Source organism: Alkalihalobacillus bogoriensis ATCC BAA-922 (assembly GCF_000621445.1).
Classification (GTDB): Bacteria; Bacillota; Bacilli; order Bacillales; family Bacillaceae_F; genus Bacillus_AO; species Bacillus_AO bogoriense.
Genome location: NZ_JHYI01000014.1, coordinates 73,619 through 94,303 on the forward strand (window position 1 = coordinate 73,619; position 20,685 = coordinate 94,303).

At 36.3% G+C, this 20,685-nt stretch carries 19 protein-coding genes and 1 pseudogene; 15 read left to right on the forward strand and 5 right to left on the reverse strand.

The features are described from left to right. The first annotated feature begins 46 nt into the window (after positions 1-46). The 4 genes from T323_RS27870 (at position 47) to T323_RS0107070 (ending at position 4,552) form a co-directional block, all read left to right on the forward strand. Entirely contained in the window at positions 47-1,804 is a 1,758-nt protein-coding gene (locus T323_RS27870) for a tetratricopeptide repeat-containing diguanylate cyclase (protein WP_051556428.1), read from the forward strand. Between the two features lie 100 nt (positions 1,805-1,904). Further along, entirely contained in the window at positions 1,905-2,354 is a 450-nt protein-coding gene (locus T323_RS0107060; RefSeq protein ID WP_026672643.1) for a YrvL family regulatory protein, read from the forward strand. A gap of 164 nt (positions 2,355-2,518) precedes the next feature. Then, positions 2,519-3,331 (forward strand): alpha/beta fold hydrolase, encoded by an 813-nt coding sequence (locus T323_RS0107065; protein WP_026672644.1) that lies wholly within the window; start codon positions 2,519-2,521, stop codon positions 3,329-3,331. A 12-nt stretch (positions 3,332-3,343) separates the two neighbouring features. Next, the gene (locus T323_RS0107070; RefSeq protein WP_026672645.1) at positions 3,344-4,552 is read left to right on the forward strand and encodes a SpoIIE family protein phosphatase; all 1,209 of its coding nucleotides are present in this window, start codon (positions 3,344-3,346) and stop codon (positions 4,550-4,552) included. A gap of 88 nt (positions 4,553-4,640) precedes the next feature. Here the strand turns inward: T323_RS0107070 and T323_RS29535 are convergent, their stop codons facing one another. The 3 genes and pseudogenes from T323_RS29535 to T323_RS26235 all read right to left on the reverse strand — a co-directional run bounded on the left by T323_RS29535 (position 4,641) and on the right by T323_RS26235 (position 6,478). Further along, positions 4,641-4,775 carry a hypothetical protein gene (locus T323_RS29535; protein ID WP_281175725.1) on the reverse strand — a complete coding sequence of 45 codons (135 nt, stop codon included), beginning with the start codon at positions 4,773-4,775 and terminating at the stop codon, positions 4,641-4,643. A 16-nt stretch (positions 4,776-4,791) separates the two neighbouring features. Next, complete coding sequence (locus T323_RS0107080) at positions 4,792-5,766, reverse strand: sensor histidine kinase (RefSeq protein WP_245613698.1); 975 nt, start codon at positions 5,764-5,766, stop codon at positions 4,792-4,794. Between the two features lie 14 nt (positions 5,767-5,780). Next, positions 5,781-6,478: pseudogene (locus tag T323_RS26235) on the reverse strand (LytR/AlgR family response regulator transcription factor). Between the two features lie 211 nt (positions 6,479-6,689). On the opposite strand from T323_RS26235, the gene T323_RS0107090 reads away from it, so the two are divergent. From T323_RS0107090 to T323_RS0107140, 11 genes are all read left to right on the forward strand, one after another. After that, positions 6,690-7,442, forward strand: coding sequence for an ABC transporter ATP-binding protein (locus T323_RS0107090; protein WP_026672647.1), 753 nt, complete (start codon positions 6,690-6,692; stop codon positions 7,440-7,442). Continuing rightward, on the forward strand, positions 7,432-8,589 hold the full coding sequence (locus T323_RS0107095) for an ABC transporter permease (protein ID WP_026672648.1): 1,158 nt from the start codon (positions 7,432-7,434) through the stop codon (positions 8,587-8,589). The genes T323_RS0107090 and T323_RS0107095 overlap by 11 nt, the downstream gene beginning before the upstream one ends. A gap of 231 nt (positions 8,590-8,820) precedes the next feature. Continuing rightward, complete coding sequence (locus T323_RS0107100; RefSeq protein ID WP_169737879.1) at positions 8,821-9,825, forward strand: DUF3231 family protein; 1,005 nt, start codon at positions 8,821-8,823, stop codon at positions 9,823-9,825. 11 nt (positions 9,826-9,836) lie between these two features. After that, a complete protein-coding gene (locus tag T323_RS0107105) occupies positions 9,837-10,454 on the forward strand; it encodes a methyltransferase domain-containing protein (protein WP_051556429.1) in 618 nt (205 codons plus the stop codon). Between the two features lie 330 nt (positions 10,455-10,784). After that, a complete protein-coding gene (locus tag T323_RS0107110) occupies positions 10,785-12,125 on the forward strand; it encodes a cytochrome ubiquinol oxidase subunit I (RefSeq protein ID WP_026672651.1) in 1,341 nt (446 codons plus the stop codon). After that, entirely contained in the window at positions 12,122-13,138 is a 1,017-nt protein-coding gene (locus tag T323_RS0107115) for a cytochrome d ubiquinol oxidase subunit II (RefSeq protein ID WP_026672652.1), read from the forward strand. The genes T323_RS0107110 and T323_RS0107115 overlap by 4 nt, the downstream gene beginning before the upstream one ends. A 25-nt stretch (positions 13,139-13,163) precedes the next feature. Further along, positions 13,164-13,265 carry a cytochrome bd oxidase small subunit CydS family protein gene (gene cydS, locus T323_RS29725; protein ID WP_373279329.1) on the forward strand — a complete coding sequence of 34 codons (102 nt, stop codon included), beginning with the start codon at positions 13,164-13,166 and terminating at the stop codon, positions 13,263-13,265. Between the two features lie 3 nt (positions 13,266-13,268). Next, positions 13,269-14,993, forward strand: coding sequence for a thiol reductant ABC exporter subunit CydD (cydD, locus tag T323_RS0107125; RefSeq protein WP_026672653.1), 1,725 nt, complete (start codon positions 13,269-13,271; stop codon positions 14,991-14,993). Next, the gene (cydC, locus tag T323_RS0107130; RefSeq protein WP_026672654.1) at positions 14,990-16,705 is read left to right on the forward strand and encodes a thiol reductant ABC exporter subunit CydC; all 1,716 of its coding nucleotides are present in this window, start codon (positions 14,990-14,992) and stop codon (positions 16,703-16,705) included. The genes cydD and cydC overlap by 4 nt, the downstream gene beginning before the upstream one ends. Positions 16,706-17,233: 528 nt before the next feature. After that, complete coding sequence (locus T323_RS26240; RefSeq protein ID WP_051556430.1) at positions 17,234-18,181, forward strand: metal-dependent hydrolase; 948 nt, start codon at positions 17,234-17,236, stop codon at positions 18,179-18,181. Between the two features lie 292 nt (positions 18,182-18,473). Further along, positions 18,474-19,400 carry an alpha/beta hydrolase gene (locus T323_RS0107140; protein ID WP_026672655.1) on the forward strand — a complete coding sequence of 309 codons (927 nt, stop codon included), beginning with the start codon at positions 18,474-18,476 and terminating at the stop codon, positions 19,398-19,400. Between the two features lie 228 nt (positions 19,401-19,628). Here T323_RS0107140 and T323_RS26245 read toward each other — a convergent pair whose 3' ends face one another. Further along, complete coding sequence (locus T323_RS26245; RefSeq protein ID WP_051556431.1) at positions 19,629-20,081, reverse strand: hypothetical protein; 453 nt, start codon at positions 20,079-20,081, stop codon at positions 19,629-19,631. 13 nt (positions 20,082-20,094) lie between these two features. After that, on the reverse strand, positions 20,095-20,562 hold the full coding sequence (locus T323_RS0107150; RefSeq protein ID WP_035178019.1) for a DUF2243 domain-containing protein: 468 nt from the start codon (positions 20,560-20,562) through the stop codon (positions 20,095-20,097). Positions 20,563-20,685: the final 123 nt, after the last annotated feature.

Here is a 20,685-nt window from a genome sequence, read left to right on the forward strand (position 1 = left end):
AAAAGATAGATTGATCGTTTTGTCATAAAACAAAAGGATGAGGACTGTGAAAAAACAAATTTTTACTTTTAAATGTCTAGTTATTTTCATTTTTACTTTTCTATTATTTCCTTTATCTTATGAATCAACTGCTACAAAAGAGTGGACAATCGAGGAGATCGAACAACAACTCTTTAAAGATGAAGAATATAAAGAAGTAATACAATATTTTAACCTTCATAAAGAACAGATAAAACAAGATAATACGGGGATGTATTATTATATTACTGGTGTTGTGCAAGTTATAAATAATGATTATAACGAAGCTTATATAAGCTTTGAAGAAGCATTAGCAAGTAGCATGGACACAAATCAAATCGACTTAGCCATTGCAACATTAAAGCAATTGGTGTTACTCAATGATGTATATGCTGATAGTGGAAGTCTAGTAGAGTATGGAAATCAATTACTAGAATTAGCAGAACAAAATGAAGATGTTGAAACAGAAATGTTTGCCTATAACACGATTGCACTTGCTTTTTATTATATTGCTAATGACGATAAAGCGGCCGAGCTGTTAGATTATATGTTGCTTTTAGCACATGAGCACGACAATAAATTCTATCAAGGAATTTATTATACGATAATGGGGCATATTTCATATTCCTATCAAGAATTTGAAACCGCAAAAGCATATTATGAAGAAGCGTTAACATTGTTTGGAGCGGTCGATAGTGGAGAGGTAATAAATGTTAACATCATGACAGAAGCCTCTCTTCTATTAACCAAAAGTCAGTTAGTAGAAAATAAGGATAGTGATGAAATCGTCATAGAAATAGCTGAACTCATTAAACAAGCAGACAAACGCTATAACAAAACTGGAATGGTCGCTCTTTTATATATTTTAAAAGGACAAATCGAACAACAGTTTTTAGAACATCAAAAAGCTGTTACTAGCTATGAAAAAAGTGAAGCGCTAATTAAAAGTATCAATCATGTACCTAAAGCATTTGATCCAGTGAGGACAATCCACTTTTTACTAGCTAAGGCGCACTATGATAATGATGACTATCTTCAAGCCGCAGATTTATTTATGGGAATAGCTGAAATGGATGAGAATCCAGATGTTTTAAAAAATATAGATGAAGTGACCTCAAAGATGAGAAGTTTTACAGAAAAGGATTTAACAGACCGTATTTCAACTCTTACAATGCTACAAGAAGCACAAAAGCAACAAATCTTTTGGCAAAGAACAGTTTTAGTATTATTTGTATTTGGAATTGTTATCTTGTTACGGGCGTTTATTTTAAAGCGCAAGGAAAATAAAAAAGTGAATTTATTAAAAAATGAATTATACATTCAGTCGATAACAGATGGCTTAACAGGTGTATATAATCGAAAACGAATATTTGAAATCTTAAATTCAGAAAGAGAAAATTGTGGCGTAGCTCTTATTGATATTGATAATTTCAAGTTAATAAACGATTCATTAGGTTATTTAGTTGGCGATGAGGTTCTAAAAAAAGTAGTCGAAACGATTCAAACCTCTATAAGACAAAATGATGAGGTTGGAAGATATGGTGGCGAGGAATTTCTAATTGTGTTTAAAGAAACAAATCTACATGAGGCTGTTTCCATTGTGGAACGAGTTCGAAAAAACGTCGAATCGATACATTGGGACTACGAAGGATTAAAAACGACGATTAGTGTCGGAGTTTCAACTAAATCTAATGATGATGCAGAAGAAGTATTTAAGAGAGTAGATAGCCTTGTGCATGAAGCTAAAAGAACAGGGAAAAATAAAGTCGTTTTTAACAATGATTAAATCGTTCATTCTGTCCAAAAAGAAAACAAGAAACTTTTCTCTGTTTCACACGTATACTACATGAGTGACCTTTTTCTTACACATGAAAGAGGTGAGTGTGGTGGGAAACAGAAAAACCCCTTTGAACAGAGAATCTTTTTGGTCAAAAATTCTTGTCGTAAGCACTATTATCGTAATCGTCGGTTTAGCAGTAGGTGTGGTGTTTGCTATTTATTATTTTGGTCTATTAGGTTTATTTAGTATTTTAGGAGTTCAGTATGGTTCACTATTTGGCTTGTTTTTGTTTGTTTTGTTTTATTTTTTACTTAGTATTCCTGGAGATATTGTAGTTAATTCATTTGTTTTACTGTTGCGTAGGGGAGAAACAAACGAGAGCTTGGTTAAATGGGGAACATTATTTATACGGTTTTTAGTTAATTGGTCCATTCTTTCACTGTTGCATTATGCGATGCATTCGGTTACTGTTACGACGGTTACACAGGTAGTCGTTGCATTAGGGATTGCCATTGTTGAAACAGTGGTTGATAAGGAATTTCAGAAAAAGAATTGAAAAAAGATAGAGGTTGACTTATGTGGTCAACCTTTATCTGCTCATTTGTACAACATAACTACGGAAACTCGATGGATGAGTTGAAGATATAGTCCTAAAGTTTTATAATAAAAGCTATGTAAAAACGTGAGTCAATGACATATTTTTATAGAATGGAGCTAAATATGATACATGATGTTCTACACCGAAACAATGTAAACGTTTCGGGACAGGGAAAGCAAACGATGATGTTTGCGCATGGCTTTGGTTGTGACCAAAATATGTGGAAAGAAGTGGCTCGAGAGTTTGAAACCGATTACCAAGTGGTTTTATTTGATTTTGTTGGCGCTGGAAAGTCAGATATATCAGCTTATGATAGCCTTAAATACAACTCTTTATTAGGTTATGCCCAAGACGTTATTGAAATTTGTGAGGCTTTACATGTCGAAGATGTTATTTTTGTAGGGCATTCCGTTGGCGCCATGATAGGAATGCTTGCTTCCATTAAAGAGCCTAAACGATTTAATCAAATGGTTTTTGTTGGGCCTTCGCCATGTTATTTAAATGACGAAACATATAAAGGTGGATTTACACGTGAAGACTTATTAGGAATACTTGAGATGATGGATAAAAATTATATTGGTTGGGCCCACTTTTTTGCACCGATTGTAATGGAAAACAATGAACAACCACATTTAACAAGTCGATTAGAAGAAAGCTTTTGTACGACTGATCCTATTGTGGCACGTCAGTTTGCTGAAGTTACTTTTTTTTCTGACCATCGAAAAAGCTTAGAACAAGTTACGGTTCCATCATTAATACTTCATTGCAAAGACGATAAAATTGCGCCTCTTGATGTTGCCTACTATATGTGTGAACATCTTAATAAAAGTAAACTCCAAGTCATTGATGGAGCGGGACATTGTCCGCATTTATCCCACCCGAAAGAGACAACGGCATTTATTCAGCAGTATTTAGCAACAACACAAGAGAATTGACGGGGTGTTGAAATGGATGAGCAATTAGAGTTTGCTCCATGTGGGTATTTGGCGCTTACAGATGAGGGCAAAATTGAAACGATGAATCAAACACTTCTTGATTTAGTCGGGTATGATCGCCAAGAACTGTTAGGAAAAAGCATAAATGAAATATTAAATAAACCAGCACAAACCTTTTGCCAGTTATACCTTTTTCCTTTAATGAAGCTAGGGAGAAAAGTAGAAGAGCTTTATTTGTCATTACGCTCAAAAGCGGGCGATGAGATTCCAGTCTTAATAAATGGAAATCGACGAAAAAAAGAGAATGGCACTGAAGTGAACGAATGTGTTCTTATCCCGATGTATAAGCGAAACGAATATGAGAATGAAATATTACAAGCAAAAAAAATAGCAGAACACGCCTTAGCCGAAAAGGCAAAAGCAAATGAAGAATTAAGAAAAGCACTCGAATTAGTAGAGTCCCAGAAAAATGAATTATTGCAAGCGAATAAACAAAATGAAAAATACCAAGAACGGATGACGAGGGAGTTGGATTTAGCAAAACAAATTCAACATATATCATTAACTCCACAAATTAAAACTAACGAAATTGCTATCACCACTTTTTATGAGCCTTCTAGCGAGTTATCTGGTGATATTTTTGGGTGTTACCAAATTAATGAGCATCAATATGGGGTTATTATTCTTGATGTCATGGGACATGGCGTTTCGTCGGCATTAATAACGATGTCTTTAAGGTCTTTATTTGAAGGGTTAATATTAAAAGCCAATACACCTGATGTTGTGTTATGTGAATTAGACCGTTATCTTCAACGACTGTTTCAGTATGACGTCCAAAGCACACATTATGTTACAGGAATATATTTACGGATTGATACAAAAAAACAACAAATCGAATACCTTAATGCTGGACACCCTTCTGCTATTTGGCTAGACGGTGATGGACAACAGACCGAGCTTTCTTCAAGCCTACCTCCTCTTGGCATGTTGGAGGGATTGATTTTTAAAACTCGTTCTTTTTCTTATACAAGTGGAGGGAGATTATTGTTGTATACGGATGGAGTAACGGACATTATCCCGTATAAGAAAATATTTGAACTCGTAGACGACTATCATTTGTCTCCAACAAGTGATCTAAAGAAAGGCATTGTTACTCAGCTTCAAATGATAGACACAAATCTTGAACAAGATGACCAATGCTTTATCATTGTAGACTTATAGATGCTTGAAACGATTGTGAAAAAACGGGAATTTTAACAATCGTTCTAGCATCTTTTGTTTTCTTTTGTCTAAAGCTTGCCTTCGTTTATTATGATTTATATATTTTTTCTTCTAATTTTTCGATTTTTTCTCTTAATTCCTTGTTTTCTTTTTTTACTTCATAAGAATTATAAAATGCTCCTGCTGCAAGAGAAAAGGCGAGCCATGCCCATAACCAACTCATAATTTTTATCCTTTCGCTACCGAATCGCGGGTAGTTTTATTTTTACTGTGAACTCTTCGTTTTTATAAATAAAATCAAGATAGCCATTATGTTCTTTCACGATATCAGAAATAATCTTTGTCCCCAATCCTTCATGGTTTCCAGGCTTTGTTGTTCTTCCAAATGTTTCAAAAAGATGATCCAAAATTGGTGTCGGCACAGGCAAAGTGGAATTTTTACAGAGTAGGAGATAAAGTCCACCACGTTTATAACATTGAACGGTCACAAGTGCCTTTTTATTATAATGTTTTTGCCATTCTATACTAGCATCAAGACTATTTGATAATAAATTGCCAATCAGTCCTACTATATTCTTATCTGATAATGGTAAAGAAGAAATGGGTACGTCAAAATCATAAACGATCTCAACATTTGCTTTTGCTGCTTGACGATATGTTTGGTGTAATAAACTGGCGACAACGCCACGTTCTCCTTTAATCGATAAGTTTGTTTCTTCATATCCGTCCACTAGTTCGTCTAAATATTGTTTTGCTTCATTTGATTGATTGTTTTCGAGCATAAAATGAACGGCTGAAATATGCTTTAGAAAATCATGGCGTTCACCCCGAATTTGTTGAAACGTTTCATTGCTATGGACTAGTTGTTGTTCGAGCTCTTTTAGGTGAGTGCGGAGAGTTTTATTTTCTTCTTGAATTTGAAGACGAAATAATTCTAAGAAAACGAAACTAAGCAATGCCATTAACGCATATAAAACATGAGTAAAAATGAAAGAAAACAAAAGAAGAATGATTTGGACAGTGATGATGAAAGCATCGATTCGTTTAAAAAGCGAAGTTCGAACTGTCATTTTTTTTGAAAGGAGAAAAACAATTAGGAAAACAGCAAGCCATATATAAGAAAAGGTTTTGAAAAGCTGTAAACTAGCAAAAATACTATAAACATGTCCGATTGCAAACAAGAGCATTACAAGCCAATATAATAAATGATTCATGATTTTTCCGCCCTTTAAAAATAATGTTGTTGTAAAAATTCGACTTTTTCTTTAGTTATCATTGCTTGTTCCTCTATATTTTCGAACGTTACAATATAAGAGTTTTTAGCATAAAGTGAAAAGTTTTTCACGTAGTGGATGTTAATAATAAAGGAACGATGTGACCGTAGAAAATCTCGCTCTCTCAATTCTCCTTCGAGTTCATTTAATGTTTGGTACGTTTTAATAGCACCATTTTTTGTGTAAATCGTTGTAGACCGACCAGAACGCTCAATAAAAATAATGTCTTTTTTTTGTAGAATATGTATTTCGTTTTTCTGTTTAATGTAAAGACGCCCCTGAATATCCACTGTTTTTTCTTTTTCCATCAACCGTTCAATCGACTTCGTTAATCGTTCTTTCGAATAAGGTTTCATAATGTAATCATGAACATTTAATTCAAAGGCATGAACAGCATAGCCGCTGTTACCTGTAACAAAAATAACAGAAATATTTAAAGCATGAGAATGAATAATATCAGCGAGTTCATAGCCAGATAAACTCGGCATTTCTATATCGGCATTAATAAATCGATATCTTGTTTTTTAATGTGTTCATAGGCTTCTTCTGCTGATTCTGTTGAAAACACAATGTTTAAATTAGGGATATTAGCTACAATTCCGTTCAATTTTTCTAAGTCGATAAAACGATCATCGACAAGCCCTACTTTCATAGTCATCAGCCTCACATTTTCATTGGGTTTTAACGAAATATTCTAGTACTCTTGTAATTCAATATAACGATATTTTCATCTGTTTTACAACCTTTAAAAGTAAATTTGGCATTTTCACGACATAAAACGGACTTTTCACGACAGAACTACAGATCGTCTTTTAATATCGATGTATGATAATCACAAGATAAGGAAAGACGAGGTGGACAAAATGATTGAAATTCATGAAGTGACAAAACAGTTTAAAGATAAAAAAGTGTATGTAACAGCGCTTAAGCATGTATCTTTTACCGTGAAAAAAGGTCAAATTGTTGGGTTGTTAGGTGAGAATGGGGCGGGGAAAACAACGCTACTTCGTACTGTGGCGACACTATTAACACCAACAGAAGGGAAGGTAAAGGTAGATGGTTTTGACACAGTCAAACAACCTGACGAAGTAAAACGGAGAACAGGTGTATTGTTTGGTGGAGAAACAGGATTATATGACCGGCTGACAGCGAGAGAGAATTTAGAGTATTTTGCCGCACTGTACGGGTTAAGTAAACATGAAACTAAAGTCCGAATTGATGAATTGGCTAAGATGTTTGGCATGGGTGATTACTTACATCGAAAGGTTGGTGGATTTTCGAAAGGGATGCGCCAAAAGGTAGCCATTGCCAGAACGCTTATCCATGACCCTGAAATCATTTTATTCGATGAACCAACAACTGGATTGGATATAACGTCTTCAAATGTATTTAGACAGTTAGTACATCAGCTTCGTCATGAAGGCAAGACGATTATTTTTTCAAGCCATATTATGGAGGAAGTTTCGATGTTATGTGATACTGTCGCAATGATGCATAAAGGGGAACTTGTTTTTCATGGTGATATTAAGGAGCTTTATAAAGCGGAGGAAAGTGAAGATTTAAATTATATTTTTATGAGTAAGCTTGTAAGGGGGAACAATGGATATGCTTCTTAAAATTTACAAAAAGGAAATGTTAGATAGTTTTCGAGACCGACGCACTTTATTGCTGACGGTATTTCTTCCTATCATAATGATGACTGGTTTAACATTGTTTTATGAAAGTATGCTCTCGGACGGAGAAGGAAACACTTATAAGTTAGCTGTTCCATCTTCGATTAGTGCAGAAGAAGAAGCGATTTTTTCAGGTTTTGATTTAATTGAAATCGTGAAAACTGATAATCCAGAACAAGCGCTTCAAGATGGTGAAACGTTAGCTGCTGTTTTGTTTTCACCAAATTTCAATACAAATATAAACGAGGGAAAAGAAGCTTCCATCACAATCGTTGGTGATTCGTTTAGCCAAAATGCTTCTGTGTTAATGAGTACAGTAACAGCAGCATTAAGTAATTATGAAAAGATGGTCATTACTGAAAGGCTTCAAGCCCAAGGGACAGACATAAGTGTCATCGAGCCGTTCACTGTCCATCAAAAGGAGTTAGCTGAAGAAAAGCCAGGTGTTACGTTGCTAGCGATGCTAGTTCCGTTAATTTTAGCGTTAGCGATTGGAGTAGGAGCAAGTCCAGCTGCTTCAGATTTGTTTGCAGGTGAAAAAGAAAAGAAAACGATGGAAGCTCTTTTAATGACTCCAGTGAATCGGTTAACATTGCTATTTGCGAAATGGTTGACGATATCATCGGTTGGAGCCATTACAGGTATTATTACATTAGCGGTTGTTGCATTGGAAATTCAATTTTTGACAGAGAATTTAAAGCAAGCTATTTCTTTTGATGGGAATGCGGGTTTGATTATTAGTTTTGCAATATTCCTTTCCATTGTTTACGCGATGTTTATTGCCTCCCTCTTAATGTTGACGAGTATACTTGGCAAAACAGTGAAAGAATCACAAAGCTATAGTAGCCCAATAATGATGGTTACTGTGTTTCCGGTAATGATTATTTCTGGAATGGGAATCAATGAGCTTTCCAACTATCACTTTATAATTCCAGTCATGAATTTGTTTAGCTTGTTTAAGGAGCTGCTTTTCGGTGTCATCAACTATGAGCATATTATTCTTACATTTACGAGTAATATCGTATTGATGATTATTGTGTTTGTTATAGGTAGAATTTTATTCATGAAAGACAAGTGGGTTATGAATTAATGATAGGAATAGGAGATGTCAAAAGCGGCAGCTGATGACTTCTCTTTTTTATTATATAAATAAGGGGAATTTTGGTATAGCAGTGAAGCTTTTGAAAGCTATTTCAAGAAGAGCGAAGGCTCCACACTTTGCTTTTAAGAAAAGACGCTCTCGCGTTTTTCTTAAAATATACAAATAAATTAGTGTAACATTTGGAAAACTATATTCGAAAAAGACAGGAGGTAGAGGTTGTTGACAGAACATCATGTGAAATTAACAGGAGCAGAGCTAGGGGCGTTGTGGTCGAGTTATATGGTCGAGAGTGGGAGTGGCCCAATGCTTACGTATTTTGTAGAAACATCAGAAGACGAGGAAATCAAAGCCGTCATCAATAAGGCGTTACAGCATTCGAAAAAACATTTAAGTGAATTAACAAACCTGTTTAAAGAAGAAGGATTTCCAATTCCACTTGGTTTTTCTGAAAAAGATGTGAATTTACAAGCACCGAAATTATATTCTGATACGTTTGTGTTAAACTTTATTCGTAATTTAGGGAAAGCAGGAATAGAAACAAACGGTGCCGCCTTTTCTTCAGCAGCAAGAGAAGATATTCGTAAATTATACTTATCGTATTTAAATGATGCTGCAACGATTGAAGATGAAGCGAAGCAGCTTCTTCTCAACAAAGGAATTTACATTCGCCCGCCATTTATTGAAATGCCAACAGAAGTCACATTTGTTGAAAAAGAAAGCTTTTTACGTGGATGGTTAGGAGAGAGGAGACCACTTATTGCTGATGAAATTGTTCATATTTTTATGAACTATACGAATAATGTCTATGGAAAAGCACTGTTAATGGGTTTTTCTCAAACAACAAAAGATGAAAAGTTACGTAAGTATTATATTCGAGGAATTGAGTTAGCAAGAGATATTTTAGACACATTAAGTGGCTTGTTAGAAGGAAGTTCATTACCGGTTCCGATGACGTGGGATTCTGAAATTTCAAGCTCGACAGTCCCTCCATTCTCAGATAAACTAATGTTATTTCAAGCAACTGGATTAAATGCGATTTCACTAGCTCATATTGGTGGTTCTATTGCGATGAGTGTTCGACGTGATATCGCTGCTAAATATGTAAATCAATTAAAAAATGTAGGGTTATATGCAGAAGATGGAATAGAATTAATGATAAGCTATGGATGGTTTGAGCGGCCACCACAAGCGTTAAATCGTTCTGAGTTAGCATTGAAAAAATAAAAGGAGAGCATATGAACGATTGGGAGAAGGAACTTGAGGCTGATAGAGCGTTAAATATTGAAACATGTGGGGACCAAAGAGGGTTTTACTCCTCACTCCATTATCATCGATATGAAGCAACTCCATATAGGGCATTGGAGTATTTGTGGAACGACTATTCAATCGATACAACAGATACGATTGTTGATTATGGTTGTGGAAAGGGACGGTTTAGTTTTTCAGCTCACCATAATTTCCAAGCAACGGTAATTGGTATAGAGATGAATAAAAAATTATATGAAGCTGCACTAGATAATCGCAGGCTTTATTTAGAAAAGCATCCCGATAAAGGAGATAATTTATTTTTTCATTGTGGGTTAGCTGAAGAGTATGAAATATCATCAAACGAAAATCGATTTTATTTCTTTAATCCGTTTTCAGTGCAAATCTTTATGAAAGTGATAAACAATATTTTACGGTCCGTAGAAAAAAAACCTCGTCATGTAGAGCTTATTCTTTATTATAGTTCAGTTGATTTTCTTTATTATTTGGATAACGATACGATGTTTGAATTAAAAAAGGAAATTATCGTTCCGGAATGGATTGAGAAAAACGAACATGAAAAGTTTTCAATTTTTCAATTACGATAAGTTTGTATTTTAAATAAATAGGGAATAGAATATTACCTCTTCATCAAATCAATCTTGAAAGTGTTTCTTTCAGATTGATTTTTTTTTTGAAACATGTTTTTCTTACTCGTCCCGTTAAAGGCAGAAAGGATAGAGTAGTAGCGTTAAAAACACAAACTCCTCTCGATATCAACATCAAGTTGATGACTTGTTTTAGCCTTCAAAATGCAAACTGTCATGAAATCCTCAATCTTTTGTAACAAAATCGTTTTATTTGTGATATAGATCACATACATTTCAGATGTACAATGATATTGTCAGCAAATAGTATTGCTCTTGAGGAGGTCAACTATGGAATCTGTTGAATTTAGCCGGTATTTAACGATGCTTACATTATCGGTGCATGTTGTGTTTGCAACAGTAGGTGTCGGTGTTCCTATATTTATTGCGATTGCCCACTGGTTAGGGTTAAAGCGAGGAGATGAACATTATCTCTTGCTAGCGAAACGTTGGGCAAGAGGGTATGTTATTAGTGTGGCAGTAGGAGTTGTTACAGGGACGGCAATTGCATTACAGCTTGCTTTATTATGGCCAAGGTTTATGGAATTTGCCGGTCAACTTGTCGCCTTACCACTTTTTATGGAAACATTCGCATTTTTCTTTGAAGCGATTTTCCTTGGAATTTATTTATATACTTGGAATCGATTTAAAAACCCAAAACATCATTTTTTATTGCTCATCCCGGTTGTCTTAGGTGCAGCGATGTCTGCTTTATTTATTACATCAGTAAATGCCTTCATGAATACACCACAAGGCTTTACATTAGTCGATGGACAATTAACAAATATTCAACCGTTATTGGCAATGTTTAATCCAGCAATGCCAACGAAAGTGGCGCATGTGTTAACGTCAGCTTATATGACAGCAGCATTTATTTTAGCCTCGATAGCTGCTTTTCATTTATGGAGAGGAAACAATCATGTTTATCATCGTAAGGCTTTATCGTTAACGATGAAAGTGGCTTTGATATTCTCGATAGCGACAGCGCTTGTCGGTGATTTATCTGGAAAGTTTTTAGCCGAGTATCAGCCAGAAAAATTGGCAGCTGCAGAGTGGCATTTTGAAACAGAAGGTGAAGCTCCATTAGTGCTTTATGGGATATTAACAGAAACGAATGAAGTGAAATATGCAATTCGAATTCCTTATGCGTTAAGTATTTTAGTTCATAGCCATCCATCAGGGGTTGTAACAGGGTTAAACGATATTCCAGAAGAATATCACCCTCCATATCTCATTCATTACTTTTTCGATATTATGGTGACCATTGGGGTATGGTTAACGGTTCTTTCGTTGTTTTATATGGTTGCGCTATGGAGAAATTGGTCGGTTATCAAATCAAAAATATTCCGTTTTCTCCTTGTCACCTCGGGTCCACTAGCGATGGTTGCGATTCAAGCAGGCTGGTGGTTTACAGAAGTCGGTCGACAACCATGGATTATGCGTGGATTTATGACGACTGCAGAAGGAGCTACTGACTCACCACATGTACCACTTATGTTAGTTGCCTTTGCGATTTTATACTTTATTTTAGTCGTGGGGACAGGTGTTGTATTAACTCGAATGTTTAAAAATAACCCAGTAGAAAAAGAGCTGGAAAAAATAAATGCAATACAAAGGAGTGAAGCGAAATGACAGTTGAAGTGATTGGAATTTCGGTATTATGGTTATTCCTGTTCGGATATGTCATTGTCGCTTCAATTGATTTTGGAGCAGGATTTTTTAATGCCTCTACGATTGTCACCGGAAAACATCATATTGTGAATTCTGTTATTCAACGGTATTTATCACCAGTTTGGGAGATTACGAATGTGTTCCTTGTGTTCTTCTTTGTAGGAATGATTGGTTTTTTCCCAAGTACGGCTTATTATTTTGGGACAGTTCTATTAATTCCAATTAGTATATCTATTATATTACTAGCCTTACGTGGAAGCTATTATGCCTTTGGAACATATGGGACGAAAGGACATGTTGGCTATACATTAATGTATGGTGTGACAGGTGTGTTAATCCCAGCTTCCCTATCAACGGCGTTAATTGTGTCTCAAGGAGGATTTATCAGAGAAACAGCGACAGGTCGAATTGAATTAGATTACTTGGCTTTATTCACTAGTCCATTTGCCTGGTCAATTATTTTATTAAGTCTTGTCAGTGTTTTGTTTATTTCAGCGAGTTTCTTAGCTTACTATTCTTCTGTTGCAGAAGATAAAGGAGCATTAAAGCTATTTCGTCGATATACGTGGATTTGGAGTTTTCCAACGATCATTACAGCGCTCGGTATTATTATAGAAATGAAATGGCATAATATCGATCATTTCCAAGGGTTGCTTTCGTTATGGTGGGTATTTGCGTTATCGTTCGTATGTTTTGTAACGAGCTTATGGTTATTGAAAAAAGCATCTTATGGTTGGTCATTTATTTTTGTTGTCTTGCAGTTTGCGATTGCCTTTTATGGTTATGGTGTTTCAAGATACCCATATTTACTTTATCCGAACTTAACAATTTATGATGGATTTACAAATGAAACAATGGCTTATGCGCTCATTATTGTCTTCATATTAGGGTTGTTGCTCCTAATCCCATCTCTGTATTTAGTGTTTAAGTTATTTATTATGAACAAACCATATATAAAAAAAGGCAAGGTATAACAACAATTAAAAGGAGGAATACATGATGCACAATTTCCTAATTTTTTACGCACCACTCCTTGTTGTTGCTGTTGCATTAGTTGTTAGTTTCTTCGTTGCTACAAAAAGCACGAAGTATGAGGAGTAAACTATGAAATCACTTCAGAAGCTTGCAAAAGCTCAAAAAAGAAGGTTTTATACACTATATGGCATTGCGTTTTTCATCAGTGTTGTCATTGTACTTCAAGCTTTTTTCATTGTATCGATTATCGATGATCTGTTTTTATACAATGGGACATTGCAGGAAAATATAGGGCTGATTATTTGTTTACTAGCGGTTCTGCTTCTTCGCGTGCTTCTTTCCTATTACCATCGTGATATTGGAACAAAGATGGCAGCGACGGTAAAGCAAGATTTTCGTAAACGACTGTTACAAGTGTATTCAGAGCAAACATTACTCGCAGCATATCATGGTCAGTCAGGTAAAAAAGTAAGTGTTTTGTTAGATGCAGTTGATGAAATTGGGCCGTTTTTCCGACAATATGTACCGCAAAAAATTTTATCATCTATCGTTCCGATTGTGATACTCATTGTTATTTTCACACAAAATGTGTATTCGGGCCTTATCATTATAGTGACGGCTCCGTTTATTCCGATTTTTATGATTATCATTGGTGGTGCGACACAAAAAAAATCAGAAGAGCAGCTTGACCGTTTAGCTGCTTTTTCTGGTCGGTTTCTCGATACCGTTCAAGGATTAGTGAGCTTGAAGCTATTTGGGCGTGCGAAGCAATATCGGAATGTGATTAAACAAAGCAGCCTTGATTTCCGTGATTCGACAATGAATATTTTAAAAATTGCTTTCACTTCTTCTTTAATGCTGGAGTTTATTTCAATGTTAAGCATTGGACTTGTGGCATTAGAATTAGGGTTACGCTTAGTTGTTTTTGATTCAATTAGCTTCTTTGCTGCATTTTTTATTTTATTGCTCGTTCCGGAGTTTTACTCTTCGTTAAAAGAGTTAGGAAGTGCCTTTCATGCAGGACGGAGTAGTGTAGGTGCTTCAGAAAAAGTAGAGGAGCAATTACAACAAAGCAGCGAACAACGGAAAACATGGGGACAGCTTCCATTGAAAGAAGGACCACTTTCGTTGGCACTTCACGACACTTCTTTTTCTTATGGAGACACTGGATTTCAGTTACAACCGATTTCAGTGAAAGTCAAATCAAATAGTCAAGTGGCTATCGTCGGTAAAAGTGGTTCAGGAAAAACGACGTTACTCCATATCATTGCTGGCTTACTTCAGCCAAACGAAGGGAGCGTCAATGTAAATGGACAAAACCGCGATGAAGTTCGTGAAGAAGAATGGTTTAAGCAGATTAGTTATATTACCCAGCACCCGTATTTGTTTTCAGGCACGATGGCAGAAAACATTGCGTTAGGTGTAGAGGCAACACAAGCAGAAATCGAAGAAGCAGCAACTAAAGCAGGTATCTCTTCCTTAATTGACTCCTTTGAAAATGGGTATGAAACGCAAATTGGTGAAGGTGGAAGAGGTCTATCTGGTGGTGAAAAACAGCGAGTGGCTTTAGCACGGGCGTTTTTAAAAAAGCCTGCTCTTATTTTATTTGATGAGCCGACAACAGGGTTAGATTTATATACTGAGCAAAAACTACAAGCGGCGATCAATGAGTTATCAAAAACATCAACGATTATTACTGTTGCTCATCGCCTACAAAGTATTGTTCAAGCGGATGACGTTTTTTTCTTAGAACATGGTAGGCTAGTCGCAAATGGGACACATCAACAATTAATTGAACAATGTAGTGAATATAAAAAGCTCTTTTCTAATCGTGAAAAGGGGGAACAGAAATGAAGCAGTTACTAAACATATCGAAAATAATGATGAAAGAAAAAAAAGATGTGTATTTATCGATTGTTTTTGGTTTTTTAGCAGGGATGACAGCCGTCGCTTTATTTGCCGCTAATGGGTATTTAATATCAGCGGCTGCCCTACAACCTCCACTATATGTGTTAATTTCGATGGTGGCAGTCGTAAAAATTGGGAGTTTTATCAGGGCAACAAGCCGTTACGGGGAACGATATTACTCTCATCGTGCGACGTTTACGATGTTAAGTGAACTGCGTGTTGCGTTTTATGAGAAATTAGAAACAATCGCCCCAAAAATTGCGACACGGTTTCGCAGTGGAGATCTTTTAGCGAGAGTTGTTGGTGATGTGGAAACATTGCAAAACTTCTTTTTACGCGTTCTTTATCCTCCCATCATCATGGCTCTTGTATTTTTAAGTACTGTTTTGTTTTTGACGTTTTTTTCAATATCTACAGTTGTTTTACTCGTCATTGGGTTAGTCTTGACAGGTGTTGTCATTCCAATGTGGTTTGCGATAAGACAAAAACAAGTAGGGAGTAAGATTAGAGAAAAACATGCAATTTTATCTACAGAAGTCACAGAGTGGTTCAAAGGGTTTCGTGAACTAAAGGTTCATCAACAACTTCACAAACAGGAACAACAATTAATCGAGGCTTCCGACCAGTATATTGACGCCCAAGAGCGAGATAATCGACAATCAAATAGGAATGAGTCGATATCAATGGGAACTGCTTTAGGGATGACGTGGCTCATTTTACTCGCAGCAGGGTATGCTGTATCGGTAAATCAGTTAGATGGAATTTATTTAGCGATGCTCGTGATGGTTAGTTTAACTGTATTTGATTATGCTAATCCGATGTCGGTCTTTCCGATTCACTATGATGAGAGTCAACAGGCTTCAACACGATTAGCTGAAGTAACAAACGAAAGTATGAAACAAGAGCAACAGCGGATTTCACCATCATGGAATGGCGCTCCTTCCATTGACATGAGGGAGGTATGCTTTACGTTTCCAAATGAGTATCGACCTACATTAAGAGGCGTTAACCTTTCGATAAAACAAGGAACAAAAACCGCGATTGTAGGGCCGAGTGGCTGTGGAAAATCGACATTACTCCAAATGATATTAGGGTTACACACGCCAGACAAAGGAGATTTACTACTAGATGGTCAGTCAGTCCATGGTATCTTGCTAGACAAGCTTTGGGAAAAGACGAATGTTGTCTTGCAGGAAAACCATTTTTTCTATGGCACGGTGAAAGAAAATTTATTGTTAGAAGAGAATGCGGTAACAGATGAAGATGTGGAAAAATTGTTACATGAAGTCGAGTTAGCCCATATCAAAGCGAGTGATCAAGTACTGGAAAAAGGCGAGAACTTATCTGGTGGCGAAAAGCAAAGATTGGCAATGGCTCGCGTCTTTGCAAGGGAAAATCCATTGTGGCTATTAGATGAGCCGACATCTTCATTAGATGGATGGACCGAGCAGCGATTATTTGATGCACTTTTTCAATATGCAAAAAATGATACAGTCGTTGTGGTCAGTCACCGTTTACAAGGACTAGAAATGATGGATGAAATCATTGTGATGGATGAAGGGAAAATTATCGAGCAAGGGACATTTGAACAGCTCATGCAAAAGAAGGGATATTTCTTTCAGTTAAAGCAAATTGAAACTAGTATGGTTTTTTCATAACGAGGTGTTTGCAAATTATCAGTAGACTCGTGGGGAGAGACGGATTTTTTCTTATCGGACATACGTTCCGTTATTTTGAGAAAATCATCGAAATTTCATTTGCTAATGGACATCTATTCCTTTATTTGACGAAACTAGCTATAAAATTGGCTAGTTTCTTTAGGTTAACGGAACCAATGTCCGATAGCATCACAAAACGTGCCGTTTTCGTTATAGTAACGGAACTGATGTCCGTTAGAAAGTAACTACAACTAAAGCAATAACGCCGCTTTTTAGCGGGTGACAGGTGAGTCTCCTTGTGCTTCTTCACAGTGGGCTCACCTTTTACTTTTGCAAGCCGAAGTCTACGTATATGTTCAGATTTAAGGTTAAGAAAATGTTAAGAATGTTTATGAAACTTGATGTGGACAATGAATAAAGAAAGATTCATTTGCAAAAATCCAATATTACCTTCATATAGAGTTAAAAATCAATTGTTATGATCCATATGTGGCAAAGAAACGTGACTTCAACGTGGAGGTGTACAGCATGGATACGATGACACATGTGGCGACTGGAATCGGATTAGCTGGGCTAGCGCAATTAGATTCGACCGTATTTGGCCAGCCAGAAACGGTTATGGCTATTGCAGTAGCAACGGTTATTGGGTCAAATGCACCGGATTTTGATTTCGTATGTAAATATAAAGGTAATGAAGCTTATATGAAGCAACATCGCGGCGCAAGTCATTCACTTCCTGCGTTATTACTTTGGACAATTGTGATTGCTGTTGCAGTTTCGGCATTTTTTCCTCATGTCAGTTTAGGTCTACTTTTTGGTTGGACTTTGCTTGCTGTTATCGTTCATGTGTTATTGGATATTTGTAATATATATGGAACGCAAGCTGGGCGTCCGTTCAGTCAAAAATGGATTGCCTATGATGTTCTCCCCATCTTTGATCCGCTTATTATGAGTCTTCACCTCATTGGATTTGTTTGTTGGTTTAGTGGGGTCCACCCAGGTTTTACTTTCTTAGTTGTTTATAGTCTCGTCTTGATTTATATTACCTTAAGATTTTTTATGTATCACAATGTGCTATCTAACCTAAAAATAGATAACGACAAACTGTATCACCTTATTCCAACAACCTCTATGTTCACCTGGAAAGTGATAGCGAAGGGTGAAGGTCATTATACACTTGGGATTTATAAAACTGGTACAATCCAATGGAAAAAATCATTAATACAACCTCACGCGAACATCATCATAAATGCTTCAAAACAACACCCATTTGTAGAATATATGTTAAATCGCTCAAAATACTTATATGCGGATATCGTTGAAAAATTGGATGGATATGAAGTTCACTGGTATGATTTAAGATTTCAATCCCGCGTTGATGAACCGTATATTGCCATCATCCAATTAGACCAAAATTTAAATTTAACTCGAAGTCATGTCAAACATGGATTAATTGCTGCCCCAAAAAGCGTGTAAGATTTGCCTTTCCACTTTTTTTAAAAGATAAGAAAGCATGAAGATGTTGGTCTAGCTGTGAAGCTTTGAAGACTTATTCTAGAAGATCGAAGGCGGCGCACCTGCGTGTTTCACCCCAAGAAAAGCACTTGGGGTTCACTGTTAAAGCGGGCAGGGCTCCGAACTTCGCTTGAAATGAAAAGACGCTACGCGTTTTTCTTTTTTATTTAGTTGGAACCGTTGTCATTTTACTTGTACAATGGTTAAATAACGAGATAAACAGAAAAGTTGCAAGTAAGAGGGGTTGTTAACAATGGGAAGAACAGAGTTTACGTTTGAAAATAAAGACGATATTTTAATTCAAGTGTATAAATGGACGCCTACAACTAGTGTAAAAGGAATTGTTTGTATTTCACATGGGATGAGTGAAACGGCTTTGCGTTATGACGACTTTGCGAATGCTCTTTCAGATGAAGGTTATGTCGTCTATGCCCATGATCATCGTGGACATGGAAAGTCCGCAAAATCTATGGAAGAGTTAGGATATGTTAGTGACAATGATGGTTTTTTTGACATGGTGGAAGATGTAAAAAAGGTGGTCAAACTGGCAAAGGAAGAATATCCTGGCCAAGACGTTGTTTTGTTTAGTCATAGTATGGGCTCTTTTTTAGCTCAACGATATATTCAATTATATGGCGGTGATTTAGCCGGTGTCATTTTGTCTGGTACAAATGGAAAACCGCCATGGTTAGTGAATGTAGGTATTGTAGTTGCGAAAACCTTAATGACACTAAAGGGTAGAAAAGCAGATGGTAAATTACTCGACAAGCTGACATTTGGTAGTTATAATCGTCCATTTGAACCGGCAGACACGCCATTTGATTGGTTAAGCCGAGATAAAGAACAAGTTAAAAAATACATCGACGACCCGTACTGTGGAAATGTTTTTCCCGTTTCGTTTTATCATGACTTATTTATGGGGACAAAGGAAATTCATAAGCAAGAATACATTCACGAAGTGCCTAAAGAATTGCCAATTTATATTTTTGCAGGAGACAAAGACCCAGTAGGAGATTTTGGTCAAGGCATTATTCGATTATATGATGCATATAAAAAAGCGGGCATAAAAAACGTCTCGTATAAATTGTATGAAGGCGGTAGACATGAATCATTAAATGAGGTAAACCGTGATGAAGTCATTAAAGATACACTAACATGGCTAAATAAGGTTTTTTCATAAATATTTGTGGTATGGTGTTCGATGAAGGACAAAACGAGCGGAAAAACCGGAAGAAGTGTCCTTCATAAGGGAGATGAAGGACAAAACAAGCAAAAAAACGGGAAGAAGTGTCCTTCATAAGGGAGATGAAGGACAAAACGAGTAAAAAAACCGGAAGAAGTGTCCTTCATCGAATATCAACCATGATTACCCCTACTGCCACACCCAGTTGCAGAAAGCAACTTACTTTTAGTCGTACACTTCAATGGTCTCAACAAATGCAATTTCATTATTACGATAGACGAACACCCCATGGTTATTTGCATTTAAAGTTACTTTAATTTCGTGCACGCCTGGTTGTAAATCGCCGAGATTATAATAAGGTCCATAAAGACGATTTATGCGTTCACCATTCATATATAGGTGGGCATGACCTTCATGAAAAGAGTCTGTAGCGAGACCTGTTTTTTCAGGTGTGAACGTAAAATGATTTGTTTCTATTTTTAATAACCAACTATTTGATGCGTCTTGTTTCACTTCTCCTGTTATTGTTGGTGGCGTTATATCATTAGGAATATGAATGATAATTTCCTCATGGCCAGTGTGATGACCCGAAGAGTGGTGATGTCTACTTTCGTTGTAAAAATAAAGCACAGATGAAACAAATGTCGTAATCACTAAAAAACTAATAAACCGATACATCGCGCCCTCCTAATCAAACGTTTAATGAATGCGTTTTCTCTTTGCCACTGTTACGAACGATAATCCCGATAATTAGCAGGACAAGCCCGGAAACTAAAAAAGCGAGATCATACATGAGCGGATTATCGGCATCAGGGCGTACACGGTGAATAACGAGAATATGATGATTAATTAAACCTTCAATTAAATTAAAAGTACCACCACCAATGAGAAACCCACCGACCAATAATCGAACACCTTTATTTAAATCGTTGGGATTCCCCGCTAGCCATAATAAAATTCCACCGACAACAAGCGTTACGGTTGTGGCTAAGTGAAAAATGCCATCACTAATAATTTGGCTTGTTCGGTCCGTGTCCATAATGACACTATGCCATTGTAAAATTTGGTGGAATACAATCCCATCTAATGCTCCTAGAAATCCAAAACCTAAAACAAAACTACCAATTGTAATGAAACGTTTTTTCATTAATAGACTCATTATTTTCTCCTTTGGACGAATAGATTAGTAGAAATATAGACAAAAGTAGAGGCGATTATACATGGAAAAACCGAAAGTGTGAAAAAAATATGAAAAAATTTGGTTGACAAGTTTTTTAGTCTT